The sequence below is a fragment of the Paraburkholderia aspalathi genome (assembly GCF_905220735.1).
In the GTDB taxonomy this organism is placed as follows: domain Bacteria; phylum Pseudomonadota; class Gammaproteobacteria; order Burkholderiales; family Burkholderiaceae; genus Paraburkholderia; species Paraburkholderia aspalathi.
Map to the genome: position 1 here is coordinate 570,038 of NZ_CAJNBA010000002.1, position 14,407 is coordinate 584,444.

Below are 14,407 nucleotides of genomic sequence, written 5' to 3' on the forward strand. Positions count from 1 at the left end.
GGTGCTGCAGGATGAAAGTCATTGCGTCGTCAGGTGCGAATCCACATGATGTTCGCGAACCCGCCTAAAATCTGTCGGATACCCGACAGGTCGACGCGCCCATGGAATCCAGCCTGCACCGCTACCGGTCACAACTCGAAACGACCCCATGGTTCCGGGGCCTGCCTGTCGAGTTGCGGGACTATCTGATCGGCCACGCCAGCCTGCTTACGCTGGAAAAGGGCCAATCCCTGTATCGGCGTGGCGAACAGTCTTATGGCCTGTACGCCGTGTTGGGCGGCGCGCTTGCTATCGGCACAGTCGGGATGGATGGGAAAGAGGCGTTGCTTGCGGTGCTAGGACCGACTGCATGGGTGGGGGAGATATCAATGTTCGACGGGCTGCCGCGGCCGAACGACGCCACAGCCGTCAGCAGGACGTTGTTGTTGCACGTGCCCGGAGCCGCGCTACAGGACCTGCTCGAATCCACGCCCCGTTATTGGCGCGATTTTGCGTTGTTGATGGCGCAAAGGCTTCGGGTTTCGTTCGAGAACGCCGAAGCGATGACCCTGTTGCCCGCGGCGCAGCGCGTGGCGAACCGTTTGCTGATGATCGCCAGCGGTTATGGCGGTCTCAACGCCTCGCAGAGCAGGATCAGGGTCTCGCAAGACAGCCTGGCTTCGATGGTTTCGCTGTCGCGGCAGACCATCAATCAATTGCTCAGGAACCTCGAAAGTCAACGCATAGTGAGCCTGAAATCGGGGGAAATTACGATTCTCGATTTCGATCGTTTGCGGGCAGCCAGTGTCGGCGATCTCAATCCGTAACTGTTACGCGGGTGCGGTGTGGGTGAGCGTGTTGCTGATGAATGCGCTTTTGTTGTGGATGGAGTGGGTCATGCAGGGGCTGCGTGTGCTTTTGACCAAGCGGGTGCAAGCGGATACCTGACGCGCCATCATCCGGCACGATTCGGAAACCCGACTGGCAACCCGTCGATGGCGCAGCTATCTCACGCGGCAAGCGCTGCGGTCTCTTTCTTCGCCGAGGCAATGGCCCCACTGCGTGCCTCTTCACCCATCGCCACGCCTTCTGCGCGAATGAAGGTGATATCCGTGATGCCGAGGAAGCCGAACGCCGCCTTCAGATAGGTTTCCTGATGATCGAAGAAAGCGGCGGGCGAGCCTTCGCTGTAAACACCACCGCGCGACGAGGCGATGACCAGCTTCTTGCCGCCGGCCAGTCCGACCGGGCCGTGCTCACCGTAGCTGAACGTCTTCCCGGCGACCGAGATGCGGTCAATCCAGGCCTTCAGTTGGGAGGGCACACCAAAGTTGTACATCGGCGAGCCGATGACCACGATGTCGGCGGCCAGGAACTCCTCGAGCGCGACCTGTCCCAGGGCGACGTCGGCCTTCAATGCCTCGTCGACCGGAGCGCCTTGCGCGGCCGCGAGGTGGGCTCCCGTCAGATGGCCGATCGGCGTGGCGGCGAGGTCAAGACGAGTGACGGTAAGGTCGGAACGGCTGGCCTGGAAGGTCGCAACAACCTCCGCAGACAGATCGCGGCTGACAGAGCCTTGTCCGAGGATGCTGGAATCTACGTGTAGCAGTTTCATGAAAGTGATCTCCGAAGTGGCAGACGAAGCGTCTGCCGGAAATCCGCACGATAGGCTCCGACCTGCAATCTGGATAGCCTATATTTTCAGATGAAACCCATCGTTTAAGTAGATGTATGCCTGACGGCGTGACGGCAGATCAGTTGAGGGCGCGAACGACTCGCGGATGCGCGAGTCGTTGCCAGTGAGAGGGGTAACCCGGCAGTAGCGGGAGATGCCTTAGCTGCTCTTCACGCGCGCGGATGCGCGGGGCTGACTACCGGACTTGCCCGAACGTGGTTCGGCCTTGTCCGCACAGGGCGTCTCCGGCTGTTTGCTGAAGACGAGTGTCTCGACCATCTGCCAATACGCATCGACAACGGCTGGATCGGACGCCGAGACATTGCTGGTCGCAAGCATCTCCGGGCCGAATCCGGAGAGCGTGGATGTCAGGCTGATCATGAGGTAATGCAGGAGGATCGGTTCGACTTTGGGCAAGGTGTTTTCATCTTGCGCCGCGCGAATCTGTGGAATGAGCCAGTTGATCAACGGCTTGAGCACCGTGTCCGCGAGCCACTGCAAACGCGGGCTGTACACGAGGAACTCCTGCAGCATGAAGCGGTGAAACTGGGGAAAATCCACCGTGAACCGGAACAACGAGCGATACACGAGTTTTACCCGGTCCGCCGCCATGGCAGGGGGCGTATCCGTCAGATTGATGTCCCATTCCTGGCGAATGCGTTCGAACACAAACTCCGCCACCGCCTGCCAGAGAACGTCTTTGGATCGGTAGTGGTAGGTGATAAGGGGATGTTGCAGGCCGATGCGATCCGCGATGCTACGAATACTCGCAGCCTCAAAGCCCTTCGTGGCGAATTCGGCAAGTGCCGCGTTCAGGATCGCGGAGCGGGTTTCCTGCGCCCGCTGCTGCTCCGCACGTTTGAGTTCGGTTGGTCTGCTTTTGTTACCAACGTTCTTGGAACCTGCGCTGTCCGCCATTTGGTTTCTCGATTGGGAAATTCGTTATTGCGTTGCTTCTGTGCTCCGGTGCCTTCCGCCTTCAGACAGACCAACGCCGGGTAGGCCTGGCAGGCCGCGACCGTCAACGAAGGCAGGCGCCACAACGGTATCACACACTCACCGCCGAAGCCTGGCTGCGCTGAACCCGCTGAGCACAGTCGATTTGGCCGGCACAGTAACACACTATCTAACGACCGCCGGCTTGATGCGCCGACAGCTTCGAGCGAAGCAAGGCATGCCGTTGGTTCGGCGAAAAATCACAAGACTAAAGCGGTTCCAAATCGTCAGACAAAAATTGCATCGCGCATGCCGCGTGCTCAGTCGATCCGTTGCCCTCTGCCGCTCAATTTCCTTTTAAATTGACATATCGTAAAGTATAATGAAAATGACCTGGTTGGTCCAGGGGTTCAAATGCAATTCACGGATCAAGGACAGATGGAAAGCAAAATCACGCTGACATCAAGTGACGACATCGCCTTCGTTACGCTGGTGAACGAAGCACGCGCGAACTCGATCGACAAGGCGTTCTGCGATGAACTGATGGGCGTCCTCCGCGAAGTTGAGGGGGCGCCGAAGTATCGCGCGGTGATACTTCAAGCCATGGGCAGGATATTTTCAGCGGGCGGCGAGCTTCGCCAGATATTCGACGGCGTGCAGCGTTCCGATTCCTACCTCGAATCGCTAATTACCGCACTGCACGCTGCAATTGTGACAATGCGGCGTTTGCCGATCCCTGTAATCGCCAGCGTTCAAGGGGCGGCAGCAGGCGCGGGCTTTTCGCTGGCAATGGCGTGCGACCTGGTGGTCGCATCGAACACGGCGCGCTTTGTTGTCGGCTACGCCAAGCTGGGGACATCCAGTGACGGGGGTCTCTCGTTTCATCTCGCGCGTCGATTGGGAGCGGCGAGGGCACTAGAGATCCTGTTGACGCGTGACTCGTTGACCGCGGACGAGGCTAAGCAGCTAGGGCTCGTCCAGATTATTGCCGAACCCGCTTCCTTGCAGGACGCCACGCTGGCGCTTGTGCGGAAAGTCATCGACGTACCCGTCGCAGCGGTCAGAGAAATGAAATCGCTTGTTGGGATGGTGGCTGAAGATAACCTCGAGCGCCATCTTGAACAGGAAAAACAAGCGTTCCTGCGATGCGCGTCGACGAAGGAGTTTTCCGAGCGAGTCGCACAGTTCATCGCAAACTCTGAGTCGCCCCGAAGAAGCACATCGACCTGAAGATAAAAATCTCGTCTCAAGGAAGGTCCAAAAAGTCCTGAACTGAGACGCTGTTATTTCGCACGGTCCACACATCTCCATCTCCTTTGCCGGTTGGCGTCTTCGTAAAGTCGCTACTGCGCGGCGTTCCCGTCGATTGCCGATCTGATCGACTGCCTCGTTCAATCCCATTCACACCTCCGCGCGAATTCAGGGACCCGTTCCCTTCATTCGTCAGGTGAACATACCTGGGGATACTCCTATCCAAATTAAACTATACGAACGGAAAATTTAGACATATCCTTCTTTCCAGTAGCCCTGATGTGCCAGTTAGCGGTGCGTTAAAAACGACATAGGAGACTGGAGATGAAGAGATTGTCCTTGGCCGCGGCGCTGTGTTGTGCCACGCCCGCGGTGGTGTATGCGCAAAGTTCAGTGACACTGTATGGTCTGCTGGATGAAGGTCTGACTTACACGAGCAATCAGAACGGACATTCAGCCTGGTTGGTTCAGAGCGGAGGTGGATCACTGTCCAGATGGGGGCTGCGTGGCGCCGAAGACCTGGGTGGCGGTTACAAAGCGGTCTTCACGTTAGAAAACGGCTTTGACGTTTCGAGCGGAAACCTGTCGAACAATGGACGTCTGTTCGGCCGTCAGGCGTACGTTGGAATCTCAAGCCCGTATGGAACGTTCACGGTTGGACGTCAATACGAAGAAGTAGCCGAAATGCTCTCTCCCATCGCGGCCGGTTTGAACTGGGCGGTCTACTTCGCTCACGCCGGCGACGTCGACAACGTTGGCGGAAGCATACGCATCAACAATTCGGTCAAGTACGCCAGCCCGAAAATTGCAGGCTTCACATTGGGTGCGCTCTATAGCTTTGGTGGGCAGCCCGGACAATTCTCAACGAATAGCGTGACGTCGGTGGGACTGAGTTACAACGGAATCAGCTTCCCGCTGTATGTTGCAGCTGCCTATACGATCATCAAGAATCCGTATGCGGCCGCATTCGATAGCATCGCACCGCGAAACATCATTTATTCCCGGTACGTTCAGAGCGCGGAAAGCGAATCCATCGCAGGGGTAGGTGCATCGTACAAGCTCGGCAGCGCTTCCATTGCTTTCCAGTACACGTCGACGCAATTCAAGAAAGGTTTTCTTGCCAGTAACGTGCGCTTCGACAACTACGAGGCCAGCGTCGGCTACTTCATTACACCGTTTCTGTTCGCGGGTGCGGCGTACATCTACACGCACGGCAAAGTGGATGCAACTTCCTCGACGCCCATCTATCGGGCAATTGATCTCTACACCAACTATTTCCTCTCGAAGCGGACGGACGTTTACTTTGCGGCCGAACTGCTGAAAGCGGCGGGTTCGGCGACTCAGGCGCAGATCACGTTGATTCCATCACCGTCGAGTGGGCAAACTCAGGGCTTGTTGCGAGTCGGGATTCGTCACAGGTTTTAACGAACGTGTGATGTCGGTGGTGTCGAGAAGCAGGTGAACCCAGATTGACACCGGAATCAGGTGATCGATCATCAAGGACAATGCGATGAATAGCACAGGCTATGCCCAGCGGGACGTGCGCGAGATTTTCAACGATATGCCGATGGGGCGTAAGCAGTGGACCGTGTTCCTCATCTGCTTCGCGGCAACAGCGATCGAAGGTTTCGACACCATTGTGATCAGTTTTATCGCGCCTGCGATAAGTCAGCATTGGCATCTATCGAGCGCTGCTCTTTCACCGCTGGTGGCTTTCGGACTCACCGGCTTATTGATTGGATCGATCGTTGGAGGAACGCTGGCCGACCGTGTCGGCCGTCGAACCGTGAGCATCGTGGCAATCGCATGGTTTGGAATCGCGGGTGTGATGTCGAGCGAAGCACAGTCGATATTTCAGCTCATTGCCTTGCGCTTCATAACCGGCCTCGGCATCGGAGCGGCGATGCCCGCTACGTCGGCGATCGTCGCTGAATATAGCCCGGACCGTTCACGCTCAGCGATGCTTGCATCGACTTACTGTGGATTTCTTTTCGGTGCGGCAGCCGCTGGTTTGGTGACGTCTCTCGCTATCGGGACATTGGGGTGGCGAGGCATGCTGGTACTGAGTGGTCTTTTGCCGCTTGGGGTCGTTGCCTTGTTTGCGTGGCAGGTGCCCGAGTCGCCGCTCTACGTCGTGGCCAGTCGAAGGTCCAATGACGAGGCGCAGCGAATTCTTGCCAAAGTGTTTCCGTCTTTAGACTGCACCGGAATGCACCTATTCATCGCCGAAACGCGTGAATCGATAAGCGGAAGCAGGGCACTCCTGAGCGCGAAATACCGGCTCGGTACCGTGTTGACGTGGCTTGCGGAGTTTGCGGGTTATCTGGTGTTCTTTCTGATTGGAAGCTGGATGCCGACCCACCTCAAACAAGCGGGGCTATCGATGCACGACGCCTCGCAAGTATCGTCAATGTTCCAGTTCGGTGCGCTTGGCGGCGCGGTTCTTTTCGCCATCCTTGTTCGTCGCTTTAACGTGGCGTCAGTCGTTTCCGTGGCATTCGGCGCGGGCTCGCTGCTTGTCATCGCGTTGGGCATCTCCGAAACCACTCAGTGGCACGCGGGCGTGGTCTTCCTGTCCGGTATAGCCGTTGGCGGACCGCTTATCTGTGTCAACACCATTCCAGGCATCTTCTATCCAACTGCGCTGCGTGCGTCCGGCGGTGGCTGGAACGTTGCGATTGGACGGCTGGGGTCTATTGTCGGTTCGTCGTTGATTGGCCTGATCGTCATATCGGGTTTTCCGTACCTGCTCACATGTGCGTTGTTGTCGATACCGCTTCTGATGGCTTGCGTATGCATGACCGTCATGGCCCGAGTGCTCTCTGCACAACGGCGATTGCTGACCGAGCACGTGGCGGACGTCGGTGCGGGATCGACGGATGATCCACCGTTGCCGAACAGCACCACGCAGTGACCGTATGGCATTAGCACCCGAGCTTATGGGTAGGTAGTCGCTCCAGGCTCGCAATTCATTTGGGATTCAAACTTTTATTTTTTGGCACGTCGTTCGTCTTGCATACTTTACGAACGTGAAGTATAGTGAATTACGGAATCTGCCTGGTCGTGCGGCTCTTGATGAGTGAACGCAAATGCGCATGTCGGTGGGTAAAGCAAATTTTCGGCTTTGAGACGGCCGTCTGTTGACGCCGAACAGGCCAACGAAGGAGGAGACATGATTGAAGAACGCGACATCGTCGTAACGATGCGGGACGGAACCCGTCTTGCGGTAGACGTCTATCGACCGGATGCGGATGGCAAGTATCCCGTGCTGTACGCTTCGGCGCTGCACAACAAGGATCTTCAGGGTCCGGATATTGCGGACGTCTTGCCCCCACAGCCCGCGCATGCGCCGCTCTGGTTCGGGCCGATAGAAGCCGGGGACACTCGCCGTTTCATCGCCAATGGTTATGTGCACGTCATTGCGCAACCGCGCGGCTCCGCCAAGTCGGAAGGCCACTACGGCGAGGAGAATACCGACCACTACGACATGATCGAATGGATCACGCAGCAACCGTGGTCCGACGGCAAGGTCGGCATGGTAGGGATCTCGGGTTTTGCCGGCGAACAATGGCGTGCGGCGGCGCAGGGCCACCCCGCGCTCAAGGCAATCTTTCCGTACGACGCCTGTAGCGCATACGGCGGGATGTTCGGGTTCCGGGACTTCAATCCCGGTGGCGTTATTCACACGTTTCCGTACCTGCTTGACGTTTTCAGCACGGTCCATGAGCCGCGCGGCGTGCCGGGTACGTTGCCTGAAGCACAAGAGGAACTCTGGCGCGCAGCCATGCGCAATCCCGACTACAAGATGTACATCAACCTGTACAACATCCTGACGCAGAAGGGGCAGCGCACAGGGGTGATGTATCACATCATGACGAACCCCTGGGAGCCGGAAGGGACGGTCGAGCGAGCCGAGGAGATTTTCAAGTCGATCAAGGTGCCGTTCTATACCGGCTCTGGCGCCTACGCTTACACGTACAAATTGCACTGGCTTGGCGCGCAGCATTACTTCAGCAACGTCAAACAGCCGCGCAAGCTGATCTTTACAGGCCCGGCGCATCTGGAGCGGCCATTCCATCAGTACCACGACGAAGTTATTCGCTGGTACGACTACTGGTTGAAGGGTATCGATACCGGCATCATGAACGAAGCGCCGGTTCGTTACTGGGTGATGGGCGCCAACGAATGGCGCACGGGGAGTGACTGGCCTTTACCTGAGACGCAATGGGCGAAGTACTACCTGTCAGGCTGGGAGCAGCTATCCACAGACGTCCCTCGTCCTGCGGCGGAAGTTGGTGACGCGCATCGGGAACCCGATGTCTTCACGCAAATGCCGCTCAAGAAGACCTCCAAAGTTGAGCGCCTGCGTTACATGACTGAGCCGCTTGCGCAGGACGTACTGGTGGCGGGTCCCATTTCACTGACGCTCTACGCTGAGATCGACCAGACCGACACGAACTGGATTGTCGTACTCAAGGACGTGGGCCCGGACGTATCGGTGGTTACTGCACGTGTCGGCGAACGGTCGGTTCCCGACACACTGCCTGAGCGCGAACTCACCCGTGGCTGGCTGAAAGCGTCATACCGCGCAACGGATCCTGCCCGATCCACGCCTGCGGAGCCGTTCCACAAGTTGACGAAAGAGTCGATCGCGCCGGTCACGCCGGGCGAGATCGTCAAGTATGAAATCCAGGTGCTCGCAACGGCAAACCAGTTCAAGGCCGGCCATCGCATCTGTATCGAGATCTGCAGCATGGATGCACCGACAGGAACGGGCGCGATGACCGACGTTGAATACATTCCGTATCACGTCACCAGCAGCAACACGGTTACTCACAAGATTTACCGTGACGCGGATCGTCCTTCACATCTGCTTCTTCCAATCATTCCGTTGAATCAAGAAAACTCCTGAATTGCGAAACATTCTCGAGCGTCACGGACGCTTCGTGAATCTGACTGAATAGTGAGGTTAGGCGATGAAAAGCATACGTTTTGAGCGCGACGGGAAGGTCGGGAATATCGTTCTGGCGAATCCGCCGTACAACCGTCTCGATGCACGGTTTGCAGAGTGTCTCCGGCAGGCGGTTCACGAAGCTAGCGAAAGCGACATCCGGGTACTGGTCGTCCGTGCGGAAGGGCCGAATTTCAGTCTCGGTGGCGAAGTGCGCGAATGGCCAGGAAAGGACCTGAACTGGTTTCGCACCTTCGTCGCAGAGGTCAACACTTCGTATCGCGCCATCGAAGCGCTGCGCGTCCCGACGGTGGCGGTGGTGCAGGGTCTGGCTTTCGGCGGCGGCTTTGAACTCGCGTTGAACTGCGACTTTATTGTGGCGTCGACCGACGCCGTGTTCCGGTGCGTCGAGGTCACGACGGCAATGCTCCCCATTGCGGGAGCGCTGCAGCGGCTGGCCGAGCGAGTGGGGCGTAGCAACGCGTCCCGTTTCGCGATGCTGGGTGAAGGGATTCCCGGCAGCGTGGCCCGGGACCTCGGGATTGCAACGCACGTGGCCGAACCCGATGCGCTCGAAGGTGTTGCTGCCGAGCTGGTTGCGCAGCTCTCCGACGGTCCGACGCTGTCGTACGCGGCGACGCGCACCTTGCTCAAGGTGTGGTCAAGCGGCGGTATCCCCGGCGCCGATGCCGCCATGCTGGATGTGTGCATGGACCTGTACAACACGGAGGACGCCGCGCGAGGTTTCGCGAACACAGCCGAGGCGTTCGATCGCGACGAAGAACCGGGTGAAATGGTTTTTCACGGGAAATAACGCGTTTTCGATGTCGGCCTTTCAGATGCGCCGGCGACATTGCAATCGCTACATAACGCCGTTCAGCGGAATTTTTGGCGGAAACGCGCAGTAACGATGGAGGAGGGCTTCATGCACACTTTACCCGGTTCCCTTACGCTCGAAGCGCCTGCCGGTGGCGTTGCCTACGTACGGGGTTCGACGGACGTTCCGTTGAGCGAGTCTACAGTCGGCCAGTTTCTGAGGGAAACCGCGCGCAGATTTCCTGATCAGCAAGCTGTGGTATTCCGGGAGCAAGGTGTACGGTGGACGTGGAGCGAATTTGATGATCACGTCGATCAGCTTGCCGCTGGGCTTCTGTCGTTGGGCATAGGAAAAGGGGATCGCGTCGGCATCTGGTCTCCCAACCGGTTCGAATGGTTACTCACGCAGTTCGCGACAGCGCGCATCGGTGCTGTGCTGGTCAACATCAATCCCGCCTATCGTGTGTCGGAACTCGAGTACGCGCTGCGGAAAGTGAAATGCAAGGCGCTCGTCACCGCCGAAAGCTTCAAAACATCGAACTACATTTCGATGTTGCTCGACATTGCGCCTGAGCTCGCGTCGCAGCAGCCGGACGAGTTGAAGGTCGAACGTCTGCCGGACCTTCGCACGGTGATCTCCGTGGGTGACTGGCGCGTATCCGGTGTCATGTCGTTTCACACGGTCCTGCAGCGTGGAGAGGGGATGCTTCGGGACGAAGGGCGTGAGGTAATCGAAGCCGTCGAGCAAACACTTTCTTGCCAGGACCCGATCAATATCCAGTTTACGAGCGGCACCACCGGCAGCCCCAAGGGTGCAACGCTGACGCATCGAAACATTGTCAACAACGCACGCTTTGTCGGCATGGCGATGAAGCTGTCTGAAGCCGACTCGCTTTGTATTCCTGTGCCGTTGTACCACTGTTTCGGCATGGTGCTTGGCGTACTGGCGTGCGTGTCGGTTGGCGCTCAGATGGTCTTCCCGGGGGAAGGATTCGACGCCGGCGCGACCCTCGCAGCCGTCTCGGAAGAGCGTTGTACCGCACTTCACGGCGTGCCGACCATGTTTATCGCTGAACTGGGGCACGCCGACTTTGCATCGTTTGATCTGAGCAGTCTGCGCACCGGCATCATGGCCGGATCGCCTTGTCCGGTCGAGACAATGAATCAGGTCGTGACAAAGATGAATATGCGAGAGGTCACCATTGCGTATGGCATGACGGAGACCAGCCCTGTGTCGTTTCAGAGCGGAACCACGGATCCGCTCGATAAGCGCACGACAACGGTCGGGCGGATTCAACCGCATCTCGAAGTGAAAATCGTTGATTTCGACGGTAAGACTGTATCTGTCGGCGAGACGGGAGAACTCTGCACGCGAGGGTACTCGGTGATGCAGGGATACTGGGAAGACGAAGCAAAGACGCGCGAAAGCATCGTTGACGGATGGATGCATACAGGCGATCTCGCCACGATTGACGCCGATGGATATTGCAACATCGTGGGAAGGCTGAAGGACATGGTGATTCGAGGAGGAGAGAACATCTATCCCCGCGAAGTCGAGGAATACCTTTTCAGGCATCCAAAAATCCAGAATGTGCAGGTGTTCGGCGTGCCGGATGAGAAGAACGGCGAGGAGTTGTGTGCCTGGATCGTGCTTCGAAAAGGCGAAGGTTCGTCTGAGGAGGACATCAAAGACTTTTGCCGCGGGCAGATCGCGCACTATAAGGTGCCTAAATATATTCGCTTCGTGAGCGAACTGCCCATGACGGTTACGGGAAAAGTACAGAAGTTCGCGATGCGTGAGGAGATGATCCGCTATCTCAATCTGACCGAGCACAAGACAGCCTGACAGGTTAGCGAAAACCGGACAGGATCGTAAAAACAGAGACTCGTTAACTCACCTTGAATTAGGTATCCGAAACAGACGGAGACGGTGAGGTGCGAAGGCATGACAATTGGAGGTGTCGAATGTATGAAATAACCACGGACGTACTCATCGTCGGAACGGGGCCTGCCGGCTCTGCCAGTGCCGCGCTGCTTTCGACGTACGGTATCAACAACATGGTCGTCAACCAGTATCGTTGGCTGGCCAACACGCCTCGAGCGCACATCACGAACCTGCGCACCATGGAGGTCCTGCGCGACCTCGGCCAGCAGGTGGAGCAGGAGGCTTACCTGCACGCGACCGATCAGGACCTGATGGGCGGAACGGTTTTCTGCGAAAGCCTGACCGGTGAGGAGATTGGCCGGGTGCCCAGTTGGGGACTGCATCCGCTCTCAAGAGCGGAACGCCAATTGTCGAGTCCGACGAAGATGAACGATTTGCCGCAGACGTTCATGGAGCCGCTGCTTTTTAAAACGGCTTGCTCGCGAGGCACTGAAGCGCGGATGAGCACGGAATATCTGAGTCATACGCAAACCGACGAGGGTGTTCTCACGCGCTGCCGTGACCGATTGTCGGGCGAGGAGTTCACGGTCAAATCGAAGTACCTGATCGGCGCAGACGGCGGGAACTCCAAGGTCGCAAAAGATGCAGGTCTGCCTTTCGAAGGGCAGATGGGGGTGCGGGGATCGATGAACATCTGGTTCCGTGCGGACCTGTCTGAATTCGTCGCGCACCGCCCGGCAGTGTTGTACCCAATCATGCAACCGGGCGCGGAAGTGGGTGGTATCGGGATGGGCCTGATCCGGATGGTTCGACCCTGGCACGAGTGGTTGATCGTTTGGGGTTATGACATCAACGAGCCTACGCCGGTTGTGGACGAGGCAAAGGCCACCACGATCGCACGTCAACTCGTGGGCAAGCCGGATCTCGAGATCGAACTGTTGGGCGCGAATACGTGGACAGTGAATAACATGTACGCGACCCGCATGCAGGAGGGGCGAGTGTTCTGCATGGGCGACGCGACCCACCGGCACCCGCCATCCGGCGGCTTGGGCTCCAACACGTCGATTCAGGACGCGTTCAACCTCGCATGGAAGCTCGCGGAAGTCATCAAGGGGCGGGCGGGTGAAGCGCTTCTGGATACCTATTCGGTTGAGCGTGCACCGATTGCCAAGCAGGTCGTCACCCGCGCGAACCAGTCGATTGCCGAATTTGCTCCGCTTTATAGCGCGCTTGGCATCGACAAATCGAATGACGGGGAAGTCCTGCAAGCGAATATGCATGCTCGAAGCGGATCCACGGCGGCCGCCGAAAAACAGCGGGACGAAATTCGGGAAGCATTGGCGTTCAAGCGATATGAACTGGACGCCCAGGGCGTGGAGATGAATCAACGCTACCAATCGAGCGCTGCGGTGACCGATGGGCAAGCCGAACCGGAATTCACGCGTGACCGTGAGCTGTATTACCAGGCGACGACGTGGCCCGGCGCGCGTCTGCCGCATGCCTGGATTTTCGATTCCCGCGGACGGCAGCACTCTACGCTTGACCTCGCAGGACACGGGCGGTTCGTACTGTTCACCGGTCTTGGCGGCGAAGCGTGGGTTGAGGCTGCGTCAAAGGTCGGTGAAGAGCTGGGGTTGAAGATCGACGTACACGTTATTGGTCCGCGTCAGGCCTATGCGGACCACACGGGCGACTGGGCTCGCGTGCGTGAGATCGGCGACAGCGGTTGCGTATTGACCCGCCCGGACCATCATGTTGCCTGGCGTAGCCTTGCGTTGCCTGGTGATCCGGTTGTCGAACTTCGCCGGGCACTGGGGCAAGTGCTCTCGAAGTAAATAGTGGAAACGAGGGTCTCGCCTGGAGAGGCGACCCTCGCCACGAAATGGAGTTTTCAATGAATCAGCAGGAACGTTGGAGAGAGGGCATGAATAGCGGCCTTCCAAAGCGCGTACACGTTGTCGAAGTCGGGCCTAGAGACGGTCTGCAGGCGGAAAGCACGTTCATCCCAACAGACACCAAGATTGAACTGGTCAATCGGCTCGTTGGCGCCGGCGTACAACGAATCGAAGCGGCGTCCTTCGTCTCGCCAAAATGGATTCCGCAAATGGCCGACGGTGCGGAAGTTTTGGCTGGGATCGATCGCGCAGCGGGGGTCTCGTATGCCGCGCTGACACCCAACATGAGAGGGCTCGAAGCCGCGATTGAGAGTAAGGTCGACGAGGTCGTCATTTTCGGTGCGGCGAGCGAAGCATTTTCCATTCGCAACATCAATTGTTCTGTCGCCGAGTCGCTCGAACGATTTGCGCCGGTTGCGCGTGCGGCGAAAGAAACGGGATTGCGATTGCGCGCCAGCATTTCATGCTCGTTCGGATGTCCGTATCAGGGGGCGGTGAGTGTCGATGCCGTCGTCGATATGGTCAGGCGCTTTCGCGATCTGGGGTGTGACGAGATCGACATTGCCGACACCATTGGGGTGGGTACGGCGCACCAGGTTCAGCGAGTGGTTGAGGCCGCTTCCAGGGAGTTTCCGTTGGCGAGTCTCGCTGGCCACTTTCACGATACCTATGGGCAGGCATTGGCAAATATCTTCGGCGCCCTTCAGGTCGGAATGACAACGTTCCATGCATCCGTTGGCGGACTGGGTGGTTGCCCCTACGCTAAAGGCGCCACTGGCAATGTTGCGACCGAAGATCTGCTCTACCTTCTGGATGGCCTCGGCATCGAAACAGGCATTGATCTGGACGCCGTCGTTTCGATTGGCGATTGGGTGAGTCAGCAAATGGGCCGGGAGAATGGTGCGCGCGCGGGTAAGGCATTGACAGCGCGCAAGGCACTCAACTGATGTTGTTGTGTCAGCGGAGATCGACCGTTTGAGTGGGCGTCGGCAAATACCGCGTTGCGGGATACGGCCCCT

General features: G+C 57.9%; 11 protein-coding genes. 9 read left to right on the forward strand and 2 right to left on the reverse strand.

The features are described 5' to 3' along the window. Nucleotides 1-101 precede the first annotated feature (101 nt). Nucleotides 102-806, forward strand: a complete 705-nt coding sequence (locus tag KHO30_RS13340) for a Crp/Fnr family transcriptional regulator (protein ID WP_211701252.1) — start codon at nucleotides 102-104, stop codon at nucleotides 804-806. A gap of 182 nt (nucleotides 807-988) precedes the next feature. Here KHO30_RS13340 and KHO30_RS13345 read toward each other — a convergent pair whose 3' ends face one another. Together KHO30_RS13345 and KHO30_RS13350 are read right to left on the reverse strand one after the other, a co-directional pair. Then, a complete protein-coding gene (locus KHO30_RS13345) occupies nucleotides 989-1,594 on the reverse strand; it encodes an FMN-dependent NADH-azoreductase (RefSeq protein WP_093640051.1) in 606 nt (201 codons plus the stop codon). A gap of 219 nt (nucleotides 1,595-1,813) precedes the next feature. Further along, nucleotides 1,814-2,572 (reverse strand): TetR/AcrR family transcriptional regulator, encoded by a 759-nt coding sequence (locus KHO30_RS13350; protein WP_211701253.1) that lies wholly within the window; start codon nucleotides 2,570-2,572, stop codon nucleotides 1,814-1,816. Nucleotides 2,573-3,028: 456 nt separating this feature from the next. Here KHO30_RS13350 and KHO30_RS13355 point away from each other — a divergent pair, with 456 nt between their 5' ends. The 8 genes from KHO30_RS13355 (at nucleotide 3,029) to KHO30_RS13390 (ending at nucleotide 14,335) form a co-directional block, all read left to right on the forward strand. Further along, complete coding sequence (locus KHO30_RS13355; protein ID WP_211701254.1) at nucleotides 3,029-3,820, forward strand: enoyl-CoA hydratase/isomerase family protein; 792 nt, start codon at nucleotides 3,029-3,031, stop codon at nucleotides 3,818-3,820. Nucleotides 3,821-4,165: 345 nt separating this feature from the next. Beyond that, nucleotides 4,166-5,266, forward strand: coding sequence for a porin (locus KHO30_RS13360; RefSeq protein WP_200652295.1), 1,101 nt, complete (start codon nucleotides 4,166-4,168; stop codon nucleotides 5,264-5,266). 85 nt (nucleotides 5,267-5,351) lie between these two features. Further along, nucleotides 5,352-6,755, forward strand: a complete 1,404-nt coding sequence (locus tag KHO30_RS13365) for an MFS transporter (RefSeq protein WP_211701255.1) — start codon at nucleotides 5,352-5,354, stop codon at nucleotides 6,753-6,755. A gap of 258 nt (nucleotides 6,756-7,013) precedes the next feature. Next, nucleotides 7,014-8,753, forward strand: a complete 1,740-nt coding sequence (locus tag KHO30_RS13370; protein ID WP_093640036.1) for a CocE/NonD family hydrolase — start codon at nucleotides 7,014-7,016, stop codon at nucleotides 8,751-8,753. Between the two features lie 64 nt (nucleotides 8,754-8,817). Further along, a complete protein-coding gene (locus KHO30_RS13375; protein ID WP_200652293.1) occupies nucleotides 8,818-9,606 on the forward strand; it encodes an enoyl-CoA hydratase/isomerase family protein in 789 nt (262 codons plus the stop codon). 111 nt (nucleotides 9,607-9,717) lie between these two features. Further along, nucleotides 9,718-11,454 (forward strand): AMP-binding protein, encoded by a 1,737-nt coding sequence (locus tag KHO30_RS13380; RefSeq protein ID WP_211701814.1) that lies wholly within the window; start codon nucleotides 9,718-9,720, stop codon nucleotides 11,452-11,454. A gap of 119 nt (nucleotides 11,455-11,573) precedes the next feature. Next, nucleotides 11,574-13,328, forward strand: coding sequence for an FAD-dependent oxidoreductase (locus tag KHO30_RS13385; RefSeq protein WP_211701256.1), 1,755 nt, complete (start codon nucleotides 11,574-11,576; stop codon nucleotides 13,326-13,328). Between the two features lie 59 nt (nucleotides 13,329-13,387). Beyond that, the gene (locus KHO30_RS13390; protein WP_244864026.1) at nucleotides 13,388-14,335 is read left to right on the forward strand and encodes a hydroxymethylglutaryl-CoA lyase; all 948 of its coding nucleotides are present in this window, start codon (nucleotides 13,388-13,390) and stop codon (nucleotides 14,333-14,335) included. Nucleotides 14,336-14,407 lie beyond the last annotated feature (72 nt).